Origin of the sequence: Roseivirga sp. BDSF3-8, assembly GCF_041449215.1 — a bacterium.
GTDB lineage: Bacteria > Bacteroidota > Bacteroidia > Cytophagales > Cyclobacteriaceae > JBGNFV01.
Genome location: NZ_JBGNFV010000001.1, coordinates 1,869,449 through 1,885,973, shown reverse-complemented (window position 1 = coordinate 1,885,973; position 16,525 = coordinate 1,869,449). Strand labels below are relative to the sequence as shown.

Below are 16,525 nucleotides of genomic sequence, written 5' to 3'. Positions count from 1 at the left end.
GATACTGTTAATTCCTGAATTTGGTTCGAGAATCTTCATTGTGCCCAGGCGTTCACCCGCCATAAGCCCCTTTGGCGCAAGGTCTCGTTTTAACTCCTTCGGGGCTTGTGTTAAGCGCGTCACGCAGTGAACTCCTTAGAGTGCAACCCAGCAGACTGTAGCATATACCTCCAACCTCAGCGACCACTACCATCAGTCTGCAGCCTTAGTCCAATCCCTTCTGGACGAGCAAAACGCTTAAACTAAATGGGCAGACTGTAGCACATACCTCCAACATCAGCGGGAACTATCATCACTCTGCCGTTTTAGTCCAATCTTTTATGGACGAGCAAAACGCTTAAACTAAATGGGGCGGTAAGCTTACACTGGCGCTATTTTACTTGAGAGCTCAGGTATTTTTTAAATGAGGCTTAAACCTGCTATTTTCGTCCTCTTAACAGCTTTAAACCAACAGCATAAAACTTTTGTACGTTTACAAAAGGCCATAAACGCTCCCTTATGCATAAAAAATGCTACATCTTTCTCGTCAGCCTACAATTTGTTTTTCTGGCCACTATGGGCCAGGTAAAGCAGGAAAGAGAATACCGGATAGAGGCTAGTGAGGTACCGGAACTGGCCAGGCAGTTCATCGATTCCATTGGCGGCACACCCTGCGTACGCTGGTATTATGAAGAGAACCTGGAGGGCAATTCCATTGAAGGGAAACTTCGCTATTACAAAAAAAAACACAGTATCGAATTTTCCACCGAAGGCCAGTTGCAGGATGTGGAAATTCTGATCGACTTCGACGCGTTACCTGAGCGTCTTCAGGAAGCGATAAAGAAGCAGCTTGGCAAGGAATTCGATAACTTTAAGGTAAAAAAAGTACAGCGCCAGTATACCGGCGAGCGCCCGGCGCTGCTGGAGTTAACCAAAACCGGAAATACTTCCTTGCCCTATACCACTCGCTACGAACTGGTGGTAAAGGGTAAAAAAGACAGTCAGAAGAACCTGTACGAGATTACCGTTGATCAGCAAGGGAATATCCTTAAAAATGAAGAAATCTTATTCCGCAATACTGATAACCTTGAATACTAATCTTTTTACCGGACTGTTGCTTCTTTTGGGTACGCTTTTTTATGTACAGGCTTATGCACAGCCTACCTATGAGGCTGGCATTTTACCTGCTTTCAACCTGAACACTTCCTTAAGCAACAAGTGGAAACTTAATTTTAAAAGCGAAAACCGTTTCCTATTTGTAAAAGATGCTTTTTCGGAACAACCCGATAGAGGGCTGGATTTTGTGCTGTCGGATCTGTCGGTAATCGTTTCGCGTAAAGTAGGGCTGAACAACTCTCTGGGAGCCGGTTACCTGTTACGATTTCGGGACAATAATTTTCAGCACCGCCATTTATGGCAGTTTACCATAGTACCTGTTGGTAACCCCTTTCGGCTGGCCCACCGCTTTGCAGCCGATCAAACGTTAGATGAAGAAGCCGCCGCCCAATCGCGTTTGCGATACCGTTTGGCCATAGAACTTCCGCTGAATGGCACTGCAGTAGACCCCGGCGAGTTTTACTTTAAGGCCAATCAGGAACAATTGCATATCTTTTCGGATGGGCAGTACGATCTGGAATTTCGCCTGGTTCCGGTGTTAGGCGTTAACTTCTCGGATGACAACAAATTAGAAGCCGGCCTGGATTACCGTATTGATGGTTTTATTGAATCGGCGGCTACCAATACTCTATTCACCACCCTGAGCTGGTTCAGGGCTTTCTGAGTCGCCCCCTTTGGCGCAAGGGTATAGATATGAGGGTCTTGCTTGTGTCGAGCGCATCACGCAGTGAACTCTCTAGGGTGCAACCCAACAGACTGTAGCATATATCCCCAACATCAGCGCCACCTCCGGCTTGAGCAGGAGCACATTAGCCATGAGTATGATCTGATGGCTTTGGGGCAAAAATAAAGGGATGCATTCCGGCACCCCTTTTTCCAATACATTCTGAATTAAAATAGATCACCCATTCGCCACATTGTAGTCATACACATGGGGGCTAAGGGAGCTTATGGGGTTGTAACCGGGGGAGTTAAGGCTTCCACCCAGTGACTGCACGACGGCGCAGCAGGCATTCATGGCGGTCTGCAGGGCGCCTTCTGTCCAGCCTCCTGTCCAGGAGATGCTGTCGCCGGCGAGGTATACCTGGCCCTGGGTGGCTTTTGCCGCCTGCTGGTAGTGGTAGAAGGCGGTTTGTACGTAGTGGTCCTGACCGGGGCGGTTTAGCTTAAAGGCACCGTAGTAGTAGGGCTGAAGCTCCCAGTCGATCATTTGTACATTGTTCTCATAGTCGTTATTGAGTGGGTACAGGTTTGCGGCGAAATCAGGCGCAAAGGGCATGATGGCCTTGCGCAGCATAGCGAGGCGCTTTTCGGGGTTTTGGAAAGAAACCTGCTTGATGGACTGGTCGCCCCATACGTATGATACGAGTACGACACCGTACTGTCCGCCATAGTCGAGGGTGTATAGGTTGGCGGAGAGTGAGTCGCTGAGGATACAGCGTGTCTGATCGCTTAGGCCTTCCCAGAATTTTGTCTCTGTGCGGATGAAGGTCTTGGAAGAGTTCATGATATGGATGTCACGAATAGATTGGGCAGCCTCAGGGGGCAGTGTGGGTTGGTAAGGAATGTTGTTCTGAGTGAATTCCGAAAAAAGCCCGAGGTTGGCGTCGATCTCCATGGCGCGCTGGGTGGTGGCTACTATGACGCGGTCAAATGTGCCGAGCTGCTCACCACTGGGTGATAGGATGGCTATTTTGTCTCCCTGCTTATAGACTCCGCCGACGGGGGTATTGGTCTGGCAGTGGCTGGCAACGGTGGTAGTGCCGCCATGGGGCAGGGAAACTTCGGTATTGTACAGGTTATAGGCAACTTCTTCTATACCGCTGGGTACGAAAACCTGGTTGGACTCAAGGCCATTGATTACCAGCCGGATAATTTCGAGGAATCCGGCTTCATACAGGGGGCCGAAGCCTCCGAATCCGGCTCCTAGGGAGGCGAAGCGCTCGTAGTCTTCGGGGTAGTTCCAAGTGGTGCCACCGGGAGGGTTGGGCCCGTTGAAGATGGTAACGAGGCCATCGAAGAGGCTTTTGTTGTTAAAGACATCGAGGTACTTTTTCCACTCAGCTACAGGGTCGAGGGTGGTGTTTAGGGGGGTGCCTTCTTTGTCCAGTTGCATGGCCTTTTCAAGCTCAGCGGGGGCGGCGAGGACTACGGTTTGCTTATTGCCAGCGGCGTCTGTATAGGTTACTGTAGCGCCATTATCGATGAGGGCATTCCAGCCGGTATAGACATTGTCAAACTCATCGGGTACGTTTCCTCCGGCAGGAATACTATGGGTACTGTTCTTATAGCTAATGATGGTATTTACTGAAAGGGGATCCGGAAAGTTGGGGGTTGTCGGGATGTTAAACTCTTTGAAGTAGTCAAAGAGCAGTTCTTCGGAAGGGGGAAATCGCATGGCGCCCAGCTCGGCTATTTCGGGGCTACCTTCTTCAAACTTTTTGCTGTAGAGGCGACCACCAATGCGTTGGCTGGCCTCAAAGAGGGTAACGTCTACCCCACACTTAAGTAGCTCATAGGCTGATGAAAGTCCTGCGAGTCCGGCGCCGATAATAGCGACCTTAGGGGTGGGAACTGAAGAAAAGCTGCCTATTTTTCCTTGTGATAATGATTTCCACCTGCCGTATGAAAACTCAGGGGTGTCTATGTATTTGTAAAAGGCGGGCTGTTGGTCTGCCTTTAGCAGGTGGGTACGTCGTCGGTTGGGAATTAACCAAGCCATAGTGATTTAATATTTTTTGGTGTCAAACTATGGGGGTTAATTGTGTGGGCTGGCATAATATAACCGGGAAGTACAGGGGGTGTACTGTTTTTTTAATTATTTGACGAAGGAAAGGAAGTGAGGGTCAAAAAAGCCCCCCTAATTAAAGTGGAGGGGTTTTTACTGCTTATTTGTTTAGGGTTACTGTAGGTAATATCCCTGGATGCGGCTGTCAGTGCGAGCAATGGCACGGCCGGTGATGCAGCTTCCGTTCCAGTTGCCTTCATTTACATGGATCTGAAATATTTATACAGGCTGGTCATGGGTAAATGAAGCGTATGTTACTGTGTGGATATTTTTTCATGTAAGAGTAACCCGGGCTTTATATTGCTTATCCACTGAGTTTGTATCTTTCTTGTGTTTAGCGGCACCTGAGGCGACTACCTGCCACTATCTGTCTGTGATTTTTCTCTCTGCCTCGCCGTTGAGCTATTTCATTTTTTCAATTATACAATCAACCACAACCTCATGAAAAAGAGTTTTACCTTTTTGATGGTGGCTGCTTTAACGGCGGTTACCACAGTTGCCAGTGCCCAGGAATTCTGGAGTGGCACAAAAAACACAACTTCTAATATCAGCCGGACGGGCGATATCTCTGTCCGGGATATTACGGCTACGGGTGGGGACCTGAGGCTTGGGGCTACTCTGATTCAATCATCGGGTTCTGATGACCAGGATTTACGGTTTTTCCCTGAAGACGATGTCGTGTTCGACCTTACCTCCAGTCCTAATCCCGGTTTTATCATTACGGATAACGGGTCTACGACCTTTTTTGTCGAAACGGATGATGATGTAGTAGGAATCAACACCTTTCAGCCACTGGGTACGCTGGACGTACGTGGGGATAACCTGATCCTTACCCGGCCGGGAGTGAGTGGCTTTAACCTGGCCTCTAACCGCTTCACCGCTCTTGGAGAGTCCGGGGGGACGCAAGGGGCTATAAACGGATGCGATATATATGGCTTCCGGTCGCAGCTTAGCACGAGCAACTTCATCAATGTAGGGGTGACATCTTTTAGCGCACCTACTATCTCGTGGGAAACGACGCGTTTTGGTGACCGGCTGGACTTACGGGTGGATAACTCTACGACATCCTGCGGTACGCTGGTGGCACAGTTTGGCACAGGCACCTACGAGCTTATTGTATACGGTAATGTACTGGCGAGCGGAGGAAGCTTCATTACGTCTGACGGCAGGCTGAAGCGTAACGTAGCTGCAATAGAAAGTCCGCTTGATAAGGTGCGTAAGATGGAGGGTACTACGTATGAATACAAAACGGATGAGTTTGCAGAAAGAAGCCTGCCGGAGGGACTGAAGCATGGCTTTATCGCTCAGGACCTGCGTAACGTGCTTCCGGAAGCTGTAATAGAGGATGAGGAGGGCTACCTGGCGGTAAATTATGATGCGGTGATCCCGGTATTGGTAGAAGCTGTAAAGGAGCTGGATAAGCAAATGCAGACTAATCGTGACCTGCAGCTTCAGCTAACGGAGCTGAAGGCGGAAGTAGAGGCCCTGCGTGAGGGGGGCTCTTCGGATGAAAACGCGGGGTTTGGAAGGGCCAAGCTGTTTCAGAACACGCCTAATCCCTTTAATGTGGAAACGACGATAGCTTATGAGCTGCCAGCGAGCACGGGCAATGCGGAATTGTATATATATGATATGCAGGGTAAGCAGGTGGCTTACTTCAATAACCTGAAGGCTGGTGCTGAGGGGGTGAGAATAGAGGGTAGCCGCCTGGAAGCAGGCATGTACCTGTACACGCTCATAGCTGATGGCAAAGAGGTGGATACGCGCCGCATGATACTGACCCGATAAGAGAACAAGACAGACGCATCGATAAGAAAGGCTGCCCCGGGGTGGCCTTTTTCTATGCTACAGTAGTGACATGTGGCCCTGCCTGCAGAAGGCAGGGGTTAATATGCTATTCTTTATTACGTACCATTGCTTAAATGCATAGGGTCAGTCTACTTGGCAGGCTGATCAACTGTATGTGCTATGCTTCGTACCTTATTTAAACGTTCTATTGGCTGTGTAATACTATCTGGTGGTATACTGGCCTGTAGCCAGCCCAAGGCTATGGCCCTTGAGGATACCTCTACCCAACCCGATACTGTGACGGACAGTCCTACCCGTCCTTATGAGGTGCCCGATACGGTGCCTTTTCGTAAGGGCGACCGGTGGGGGTTTGTGAATCAGGCGGGTGATACGGTGATCCAATTTGAGTACGGTTTTACAACCCCCTTCGTGGAAGACCGCGCCTCGGTTTTCGATCGTAATGTGTGCTTTGGTACTTACCTGGACCGCGAGGGTAAGCCCATTACTCCGTTTATCTATGACAAGGTGGTACTCTTTCAGCACGGTCTTGGACGGGTAAAAGCAGCGGGTAAATGGGGTGTTTTTTTAAGGGGAGTATTTTAGCAGGCAGTAGTTTCATAAAAAATATGCAACTATTCAAGCCCTGAAGGCTCCTTACTTTTATTGATTGACTGACCGAAACGGGAAGGTGGTTTTTGACCTATCTGGAGAATTATGATCTGGTGTTGTATCGGGAAAATGGTATGATGGGGCTTATGACGATAGATCAAAAAGATATTTATCCAGCCACAATCAAAGGAATTGAACTTGATATAGATGGTGATTACGGGCTTCTTCTAACTGACTTTCCGAACGGAAAGGCTGGATATATTGATAATAAGGGGAAGGAATATTTTTATGACTGACAGGCAAGGTTGTGAGATAATAATTACCTCCTGATGAGAGGCTCAAAACACTTATCTTTATTACGTCCGGTTGTTCGGTTGGCCTGATAGGTTGTATTTTGTCCCCTTAAAAATTAGACCCTGTATGTACTCCGGCTTAATAAAGGTCTCTGTGATAATGCTCACGCTGCTGTGCAGTGTGATTGCCTGTAGCCAGCCCAAAACAGAGGCTTCAGAAAATTCTACCTCTACCCAAACTGATACTGCCATGGAGAGATCGACCCGCCACTACGATGTACCCGATACTGTTCCTTTTCGTAAAGGTGACCGCTGGGGATTTGTAAATCAGGCGGGCGATACGGTGATCCCCTTCGAGTACGGCTTTGCTTCTCCTTTTGTGGAAGACAGGGCCTCTGTATTAGATCGTAATACTGGCTTGGGTACCTACCTGGATCGCGAGGGTAAGCCCATTGCTCCGTTTATCTACACCAAGGTTGTTCCTTTTCAGCATGGCTTGGGGATCATTATGCTGGATGGCAAATGGGGTGCACTCAATAAGGATGGGGAAGAGGTGATCACGGCGGAGTATGAGCGGCTATTTTTACATGACATCCCTATGCATGGCTATATCTATGCGAAGCATGGAGGTAAGTGGGGGGTAATTGATCAGCAGGGGAGAGAAGTAAAGCCGTTTATTTATGATGAGATAGGTCAATTGAAAACTGGTGATGATGATCTTATCTCCGTTAAATTAAATAGCTCATACGGGTTTATGGGTAAGAATTTAGAATGGGTAATTCCACCAAAAGAGGGCCGGTATTTCCCGGGACAGTTTAATGATGGCCTTATCCCTATAAGAGAAGGAAATCTTTCCGGGTTTTTAAATGATAAAGGACGGGAGGTGATACCGCCTCAGTACTATGAAGTTGGCAACTTTGGGGAAGGCCTTGCTCCTGTAAAAGTTAATCTTAACGATAAGGTGTGGTATTTCATCGATACTCAAGGGGAGAGGGTTAAGGAAGTGGAAGTTTACAGCATGGGGTACTTTAGTCATGGAGTGGCTCCTGTAGAATTTCAGGATGAGACGGAGGGCTATCTGAACAAAAACTTTGAAGTTATTTTTAAAGGTAATTACTGGCTTAATGATTTTGAGGATGGGTATGGTGTGATCAGCCAGAAGGACGGAGACGGTCTTTTCGGGGCAGTTGATGAAAAGGGTGATACTTTTCTCGAAGTAAAATATGAATATTTACAGTATAGGAAGGAATATGATTTATTTGTTTTCTGGGAAAATGGCCTAAAAGGTTTAATGACTCCAGACAAAGAAATTGTTTTTCCTGCGGAGGCCAAGAATATTGATTGGACAACGAAATGGTATGAGAACCTTGTACTGATTACGACTCCTGATAATAGGGAGGGGTATATAGACTTAAATGGAAGGAAGTATTACAGTAACTAGCTCTTTTCTTTTTATAAAATACTCTCTAGAAAATCCCCGAGTCCACCAGGTTGTTGCAACACCTCTTTCATCAGGTTATCCAAAGAGGCTTCTGACGGAGTATTGGTTAGCATCTCTCTGACAAATTGGTTGTTTACGAAACTTTGAACGACAGATAAAATATTCTGCTCGTAGGTTACTCCGGCAGTAAGACGCGCATCAATTTTAAGTTTGGCGCCTACGGCAGCGGAAGCTCCACCAGCTATGCCACCTTCTATGGAGAAATAAGCACTCCCATCGACTATCTTATCAGGGCCAAAAAGCTGGCCTACCAGCCTATTGAGAGCCCTATTATTTAACCCTCTTAGCTCTTGTTCGGCACCGTTAACAATCATTTGCAGAAGTGTAGTAGCTTTATTAAAAATTGACCCTTCTGTATTTATTGTCTGTTCTGCTATTCGTGTCAATTCGGTAATCATCCTATCCGACAAATTACTGAGGTCAAAGGTAAGAGTCAGGTAGCCATTGACAGTGAGGCCAAAGTTTTGATAGCCTTCCCTGTTTAGTAAAGCATTGAAGCGGTCCTGCCCTCTTAGGGCCCGCTCAAAAGGTGCACTGAACAGGGCGTGGTTCAGGGCCATTCGTTTTGTGATCCTGGTACTTTTTACCAGGTCTTTAAAGGTGTCCTCTGTCAGTGTGAGGTTCCTTAGCGCCTCGGTACCAGCCTGCATGGCCTCTCCTCCGTCCATTTCTATTTCAGAGCCTGAGCCGGCATAGTAGTCGAGCTCGCCACTCATGGCCACGAGGCTCACCTCGGGGCTGGACCAGGCTGGGTTGTCTGAGGTATGGTCTATGGTGGTCTTGATTTTCACCCCCACGCCCTGCTGCAGCCCAACAGTGGGCAGGGGGATAAGGGGCAGGCTGATGTTGAGGTTGGCGAGGGCGCTGCCTTCAATGAAGAAGGTGGCGGACTCCTTTTTGGGTTCGTATGTACCGGTATCAGGGTTCCTGTGATTCTCGCGGCCATACTCTACGCCAAAGCGTCCCTCGAGAGCCAGTTGGGCATCGGCACCGAACTCCGGACCGAATAGGCTCTTGAGGAAGTCCATCGGTTTGAAGGGGTTGAGGTCGTACACGCTGGCCTGCCCACCGGGGGCTCTATCCTGCTGATTCCAGGTCTCGGAGTAGTTTCTGCCACCGCTTTTCCTCAGTCCGGCAAATACCCCGGCATTGGCTTCGCCCCTTGCTCCTACGGCCACCTTGGCTTTGGTAATGTAGTCGGCGGGGTTTATCTGCAGATAACCGAGGGTATCGAGGAAGGAGGCGACCTTCATGGCCATGCTTCCTTCGGTATTGGTGATGGTGGCGAGGGCAGAGATGACGGCCTGGTCTTCTTTAAAAGGAAAGTGATACTCCAGCAGCCCGTAAAGGGTGCCATAGGCTCCGGCGTTTGCCGAAGCGGAAGCACCTACACCTGTACGGCCTTCTTCTCCTTTATTTCTTCCCATAAAATAGCCTGCCCCTACGCCTACCTCTACACCGGCGGCAAGGTCGAGGCGCTTTTGTACCATGAGGGTATCTTCGTCTTTGCGGTAGAAATAGGTGCCAAGCCCTAAGTCACCGGAGGGGGCTCCGAAAGTGAGGCCTATGCCTGCATCCAGTGTGAGGCCCAGGCCTACCGGCCAGTACGTGTCTACTGCTTCTACTACTTCCTGGGTAATACTGCCGGAAACACCAGGGAGTAACTCCCAGCGTGAACCACTGCTCACGACTCCTTCGAGGCTATTGGCAAAATCCTCGCCGGGTATCCAGATGTCCCTTCCTTCGAGGATCACAATTTTGTCGTAGTTGACCATTCGCCGGGTGGCGTAGGTCTCTTCTCCTTCTACATATATGCTGATGTTGCCCTCCTGGTCATTATGAGGGTTGTTGAATTTCAGGATGACATTGGCATAAAACCTCCTGTCTTTATCGCTGCCGTAGTAGGCATTGATGATAGCCTCGAGGGTTTCGCCGGGTTGTATGTGGTGCAGCCGTGCGCTGGGGTCGGGCATAGGACGGTTCATGGCCAGGTTATTAAGCTGGGTAAAACCTGTACGGCCATCGGGTAGCTCAACTTCTGCCCAGCCCGGATAGGTAATGCGCTTGAAAAATACGCGGTCATTCCGTTTGAGGGTGGCTATCTGGGTGCCGCTGGCATCCTCTTCGTGGTATATGGTGCCGTCCGCCCTCATGACTGTATTGCGGGGTTCAGGGGCATTGGCTGTCACGACTACTGTTTCCAGCAGATGCTGTACCTTATTATTGTCAACATAGCCGCTTACTTCGCGGCCTTCCACCTGTACCCTGACGTAAATAAGACCTGCTGTGCCGGCTCTTATCTCTAATAGTCTGGCGGGGGCATTGATCTCTTCTACCACCTGATCACTCATGAGGCTTTTGAATACGAGTATAGATGCTCCATCGGGGACGAGGTAGGCGCCAGGGGCTTCCTCATCCAGCGTATCACTTGGGCCGCTGGTATTCTCGGCCTCACTCATCTGCTGGCGGGAGGTACTTTTTAGTTCAGCGAATGAGGCTGGTGTGATGAGACGGGATACTTCTCCCTGGCTGAAGCTTCTTTGCCACTTTTCTATACCTTCTATTATACCGGGAATGTTACTGGCCGGTACGCTGCGGTTGGTCATAACCAACTGCCCGCGGTAGTAATCGGCCATGTATTTTTCCTCCCAGTAGGAGTCGCTATCGATGAGTCCGAGGGCGTAAAGGTGATTTAATAAGAGGGTGACATCATCGGGGTCATTGTCTCCTCCTAGCCCGACGGAGCCCCGGAGTGTATTGAGGCTAGTAAAATGACTATACCTGCTGTCTAATTCAGCCCTGCCCTCTCTTGCAGAGGTTTCGGCCTGAGCGAGGGCATTTTCCTGCTCGGCATAGCCTGTTTCAAACTCTTTTGCGGGTTCTCCCATAGCCGGATATCAAAAATTTCTTCTGTATACATTGCCCAGGCGCTTCTGGGGGCTTTTCTGCACCATGTCATCGGTGGTGACTTCGTATTTCATGCCGCGCTTCTGGAATTCTGTTTTCAGATAAGGCTCGACCATATCAAAGGTTACCATTTTCGTGTCCTGGTCGAGGGCCTCAATGATCACATCTGAAGTTATATTATGGATGTTGGAGCCGGTAAGCTGATAGTTGCGGGCGAGCTTTTGTGCCAGGCTCTCTTCGTAGGCGAAGGGGGCAGGAAGGGTTTTCTCCCAAAGCAGAAGCCGTTCTGCCTCGGTAGGGAACTCAAATTTTATTTGCCTGCGGATACGGCGCTGAAATGCTTTGTCAAATGACTGCTGTACATCGTTTACATTGGTGGCGAGTATGACGATGCCCTCAAAGGCTTCTATCTTTTGAAGCAAAAAGGCGACTTCCTGGTTGGCGTAACGGTCTTTGCTGTCTTTTACTTCTGTTCTTTTGCCGAACAATGCATCTGCCTCATCGAAGAACAGGATGCAGTCCTGGCCATCAAACCGGTCGAATACGCGCTCGAGGTTTTTTTCGGTCTCCCCGATGTATTTGCTTACAATGCGGCTTAGGTTTACGATATACACGGGCATGCCGTATTTTTTGCCGATGGTGCGGGCGGTTACCGTCTTACCTGTGCCGGGTTCCCCGCTGAATATGACGACATAGCTTGTTTTAAGTCTTTTGCGAATATCACCAAGGGCTCTGAGCTTATGCCTGTTACGGATGAACTTGGTGAGGTCTTCGAGCTCTGCTTTTACCTTGTCCGGTAGCACTACATCCTCAAAGCTTAGCGGTGTTTCGGATAAGGTAGCAGGAAAATCGGTTTCATTGTCCAGGCGGGGATATGGCTCACCGATGAAGTAATCCAGAAAACGGTCGTCTATTTCAACCTCACGATGGGGAAGGGCCATTGATTCCGTACTCCCGGTAAAACGTAAAATGTCATCACGGAAAAGGCGATGCTTACCATGAAGTACGTGCCGGTAATGTTGTATGAGAACAGGGTCATTTCCTGAAAGTAGAAACCATATGGTACGTACGGTGGGTGTAAAGCTTATGCTGCGCTCCCGGACGTTGCCGCCAAACCGGTACTGCAGGGCTGTATCCTTAAATTTTTCAGTGAAGGGGAGTAATACTTCAGGCTTATACACTGCGGCGATACCGAGGGCCAGGGCAAGCCTTTCGGAAGGGCCCCACTCGTATTTTTCCACAAAGGCCATGTAATGGGTACCTTCTTTTAGGTCAGGAGCATGGGCTATGTCTTGAAAATCGATCTTTGCTTCCGGCTTAGTGAGGCGAAATACGATTATACGGGATAGCCAGTCCAGTTCGGACTCGACCTGTAAAATGTCTTTTTCTGCGAGATGATGAGTCACCGTTGAACCATATTAAGGTATGCAATAGCCTACGAAATTACGTTTAATACCATTTGGAGGAAGGTGAAAATGTGACTTATGTAATGAAAATCTAACTATTTATGAATTGCGGGATATGCTAAAAGGATGGCTGAAGGGTGTAATGAGGGCTTACGCTTTCATATAATTAGCAGGGCCTGACTTGCTTCATTTTACTGTTTATTAGCCATTAATAGTCAACTATCTGTATCAAATAATAGTACGTTTGGAAATGTACTTGCATGATTTTGATGTATGACTTCTCCGTATCGAACAGGATGGAAAAAGGGTAGGTTTTTATTGGATAAAAAAGTTGTATTTTAGCAGGTGAAATATCGTACTGCTATCTTTATTATCTGCTATTTTTTTAACTTTTTCTTTTATAGTATGGCATACTGCCTTTTTTAAAAAAAATTATAATGCCTATCACTCAAGCCTCTTTACGCACGAAAAACATAACCGGCTATTGCTTCGTAAGAATCATGATGAATGCTTTATCGCTTAACCAGTGAAAGATCATGATCGGATGTCTGGTAGTAGCCCCCATGTACCCACGTTAGGACCGCTGTTTAACTATGCAGATGAAGGTATGTGCCTTATCAAAATGGTTTTTGATGAGGAGGGTGAGCCTGTGGACTTTATCTTTTTAGAGGTAAACCCCAACTTTGAGTCACATACAGGGCTGAAGGGTGTAGCGGGTAAGTCTATCCTTGAGTTAATTCCTGACTATGACGCTGATTCGCTTATTACCTATGGCCGGGTAGCTGAAAAGGGTGAGCCCGTTAAGTTTGAAAAATTTTCAGAGCACCTAGGTAAGCGATGGTTTTCCATCAATGCCTTTCCGGTGGGCTCCCGGGATTCGGGGCTTGTTGGGTTAGTGTTTAAGGATATTTCGGAATCTAAGTCAACTGAAATTGCTCTTGAGCAGAGCGAAGACCGGTTTCAGAATCTTTTTAATTCTATTTATGAAGGGTTTTGTGTAATCAAGGTACTATTTGATAAGCACCACAATGCTTATGATTATCAATTCATAGAATCAAATCCTGCTTTTACGAAGCATACGGGGCTGATAGATCCTGTAGGGAAAACAGCTCTTGAATTGGTTCCGAACCTGGAAAAACACTGGATAGAAACCTATGGAAGGGTGGCTACTACGGGGGAGCGCATTCGGTTTGAGCAGGGCTCTGAAGCATTGGGGAGGTGGTTTGATGTAGAAGCCTTTAGCGTGGGAAATGAGGGTTATGTAGCCCTGTTATTTACGGATATCACTAAAAGGAGGAAAGCTGAAATCGCACTGAAAGAAAGTGAAAAGCGATTTCGGACTTTTGCGGATACTGCACCGGCTCCGTTATGGGTCACAAATGCTCAAAGCAAGTGTACATTTATTAGCCAGGAGTGGACTGAGATTACGGGTATGCCTTATGAGGAATCACTGGGGTTTGGGTGGCTTGATGCTGTTCATCCGGATGATTTTGAAGAAATCAGGAAGGATTTTCTGGAGTATAACAGGCAGGAGGTTCCGTTTCGGCTGGAGTATAGGTTGAGGCTGAAGAGTGGTGAATACCATCATGTGATAGATGCAGGTAAGCCTACCTGGGATGATCAGGGAAAGTTTTCTGGGTATGTGGGATCTATCATAGATATAGACGACCGAAAAAAGGTGGAAGAGGCCCTTCGTGAAAATGAGGCACTGGTGAATACCACCATGGATCAATTACCGGTAGGTGTGTCAGTAGCCGCGGCGCCGAGTGGCGAACTACTCTTTCAAAATGAAGCAGCTAAGCAAATTCTCGGTCATGACAAGATCGAAACAAAAAATATAAGCGGATACTCTCGTTACCATGCTCTGCATAGGGATGGTACTCCCCTGAAATATAACGAATACCCTTTGGCAAAAGCTCTTAAAGGCATCGTTACTCAGCAGGAGGAGGTATTATATAGAAAAGGGGATGGCTCTCTGATTACCTTGATTATAAATTCTGCACCGGTACATGATGATAAGGGCCGGATCATAAGAGGGGTTAGCACTTTCCAGGATATTACTGAATTAAGACGTGCACGGGAGTCGGTAAAGCTTAGTGAGGCACATTTGAAGTTGATAATGGAAAGTGCGACTGACTATGCCATATTCACCATGGATACTGATCTTTACATAACGGATTGGAATGCAGGGGCTGAGCAGATAATAGGTTATGATAGGGAAGAGGTGATGGGTAAAAGTGGAAATATCATTTACCTTGATAATGGTGGTGAAGATAAACTAAGTAATAAAGCCAGAATAGCCCAGACAAAGGGAAAAGTAGAAAGTGAAGGTTGGTACCGGCGCAAGGATGGCAGCCGTTTTTATGGCCGGGGTACTATTATGCCGCTTAGAATTAAAGGGGAAGACTATCCTGGATATCTCAAGATTCTCACGGACTACTCAGAAAGACGGGAAATGGAAGAGGCACTGCGTCGGGCCAAAGAGGAGGCGGAAAAGGCCTCTAATGCCAAGGATGAGTTCCTTGCTCATATGAGCCACGAGATACGCACCCCTCTCAATGCGATCATAGGCTTGTCAAATCTTCTTATGCATAAAAATCAGGAAGGCCAGTTGGCAGAAGATATTAACACAATCAAATTCTCCGCTGATAATCTGCGTATGCTGGTGGATGACATTCTTGACTTCAGTAAAATACAAGCCGGCAAGATAGATATTGAGCATACTCCATTAGACTTAAGAAACCTTCTTCATAGCCTGGAAAAGGCGCATTCTCTTCGTGCAGATGAGCAGAACAACAAGCTGGTTCTGACTATTACTGATGATGTACCGGAGATCATCTGTACGGATTCCCTCAGGTTATCTCAAATAATTAATAACCTGCTTAGTAATGCTATCAAATTTACGGAAAACGGTCACGTATGGCTGAGTGTGAGGGTTTCCGCACAGGAAGATAAAACTGCATGGCTCGACTTTGAAGTAAAGGACACCGGATGTGGGATACCCGCTGATAAACAATCGCTAATTTTTGAGAAGTTTATTCAGGCAGACATCTCTACGGTACGTAATTATGGAGGCACCGGTCTTGGCTTGTCTATAACTAAGTTGCTTCTGGAGATAATGGGTAGCAGTATTCATGTTTCCAGTACTGTAGGTGAGGGCTCGTCATTTTATTTCAAGTTGCCAGTAGAGATTTGCCAGCCTGTCGAGAACCGTGATACTGATACTAAGGGACATGGGGAGGAAGCATCAGGAAAGCTGCGTCTCCTGATAGTGGAGGACTCTGAGATTAACCGGATGGTGCTTTTACAGTTCCTTGAACTTTGGGGTGAGTTTGAGACAGATGAGGCGATTAATGGTATGGAGGCGATGAATAAATGCGCCGCTTCTGTATACGATGTTATTCTCATGGATGTGCGCATGCCCATCATGGATGGATATCAGGCTGCGCAGAAAATTAAAAGTCAAAAGGATAACGCCAATGCCAGTACACCGATAATTGCTCTTACTGCTGACACCCCTGCCGAGCTAAAGAAGAATGCAGAGGCAAACTATTTTGATGATGTCATTACCAAGCCATTTGACCCCGAGGATCTGAGAGCAAAGATCTTTGCGCATGCGGCAAAAGACAGGGTTTCTGTTCCTGTGATTGCGTTGCCGGAGACCTATCCTTCCAGCAGAGGCTTTTTTAGCAAGAGGGTTACGCCAGAGCCTTCCTTACATAAGATAAATGAGCTGTTCAGGGGGAATATAGAAGGTATGAAGAGGTTAATCAGAAATACGCTTCATGATTTTGAAAGCTTGTATGATGAATACTTGCTGGCTTTGGAACAACAAAACCCTGGCTTGATGAAAGAGCTATTACACGTAAGGAAGCCGATGCTTGATTTGCTCGATTTGACCCAGGTTGTTCACCGGCTTGATAGCATAGAGGTAAGTGTCAGCCAGGGAGTAGACCAGGCTGGAATGGAGATACTAGTGGAAGAAAGTAAAACGCTTATGCGGAATGTAATCGACTCGGTTAGGTTGAAATTGGAGAAGCTTGAAGAAAGTTAGAAGGTAGGTCGTGGGTGAGGGAAAAATGATATGTCGCCTTGGGATTGAAACAGAGCAGCCCGCTTAGATAAGCGGGCTGCTCTG

At 47.6% G+C, this 16,525-nt stretch carries 10 protein-coding genes; 7 read left to right on the top strand and 3 right to left on the bottom strand.

Translation table 11 applies throughout. The features are described 5' to 3' along the window. Positions 1–498: 498 nt before the first annotated feature. Positions 499–1,077 carry a hypothetical protein gene (locus tag AB9P05_RS07600; protein ID WP_371908218.1) on the top strand — a complete coding sequence of 193 codons (579 nt, stop codon included), beginning with the start codon at positions 499–501 and terminating at the stop codon, positions 1,075–1,077. After that, on the top strand, positions 1,067–1,759 hold the full coding sequence (locus AB9P05_RS07595; protein ID WP_371908217.1) for a DUF2490 domain-containing protein: 693 nt from the start codon (positions 1,067–1,069) through the stop codon (positions 1,757–1,759). Before AB9P05_RS07600 ends, AB9P05_RS07595 begins: the two co-directional genes overlap by 11 nt. 237 nt (positions 1,760–1,996) lie before the next feature. Here the strand turns inward: AB9P05_RS07595 and AB9P05_RS07590 are convergent, their stop codons facing one another. Continuing rightward, positions 1,997–3,817, bottom strand: coding sequence for a flavin monoamine oxidase family protein (locus AB9P05_RS07590; RefSeq protein ID WP_371908216.1), 1,821 nt, complete (start codon positions 3,815–3,817; stop codon positions 1,997–1,999). Positions 3,818–4,324: 507 nt separating this feature from the next. Between AB9P05_RS07590 and AB9P05_RS07585 the strand changes: the two genes are divergently transcribed. The 4 genes from AB9P05_RS07585 (at position 4,325) to AB9P05_RS07570 (ending at position 8,014) form a co-directional block, all read left to right on the top strand. Then, the gene (locus AB9P05_RS07585; protein WP_371908215.1) at positions 4,325–5,671 is read left to right on the top strand and encodes a tail fiber domain-containing protein; all 1,347 of its coding nucleotides are present in this window, start codon (positions 4,325–4,327) and stop codon (positions 5,669–5,671) included. A gap of 180 nt (positions 5,672–5,851) precedes the next feature. After that, on the top strand, positions 5,852–6,274 hold the full coding sequence (locus AB9P05_RS07580; protein WP_371908214.1) for a WG repeat-containing protein: 423 nt from the start codon (positions 5,852–5,854) through the stop codon (positions 6,272–6,274). Positions 6,275–6,366: 92 nt separating this feature from the next. Continuing rightward, positions 6,367–6,576 (top strand): hypothetical protein, encoded by a 210-nt coding sequence (locus tag AB9P05_RS07575; protein WP_371908213.1) that lies wholly within the window; start codon positions 6,367–6,369, stop codon positions 6,574–6,576. A gap of 247 nt (positions 6,577–6,823) precedes the next feature. Continuing rightward, entirely contained in the window at positions 6,824–8,014 is a 1,191-nt protein-coding gene (locus AB9P05_RS07570) for a WG repeat-containing protein (RefSeq protein WP_371908212.1), read from the top strand. 11 nt (positions 8,015–8,025) lie between these two features. On the opposite strand, the gene AB9P05_RS07565 is transcribed toward AB9P05_RS07570, so the two are convergent. Together AB9P05_RS07565 and AB9P05_RS07560 are read right to left on the bottom strand one after the other, a co-directional pair. Next, positions 8,026–10,962, bottom strand: coding sequence for a hypothetical protein (locus AB9P05_RS07565; protein ID WP_371908211.1), 2,937 nt, complete (start codon positions 10,960–10,962; stop codon positions 8,026–8,028). A gap of 9 nt (positions 10,963–10,971) precedes the next feature. Further along, positions 10,972–12,387 carry an ATP-binding protein gene (locus AB9P05_RS07560; protein WP_371908210.1) on the bottom strand — a complete coding sequence of 472 codons (1,416 nt, stop codon included), beginning with the start codon at positions 12,385–12,387 and terminating at the stop codon, positions 10,972–10,974. A 526-nt stretch (positions 12,388–12,913) separates the two neighbouring features. Between AB9P05_RS07560 and AB9P05_RS07555 the strand changes: the two genes are divergently transcribed. Next, complete coding sequence (locus AB9P05_RS07555; RefSeq protein ID WP_371908209.1) at positions 12,914–16,441, top strand: PAS domain S-box protein; 3,528 nt, start codon at positions 12,914–12,916, stop codon at positions 16,439–16,441. The last annotated feature ends 84 nt before the right edge of the window (positions 16,442–16,525 follow it).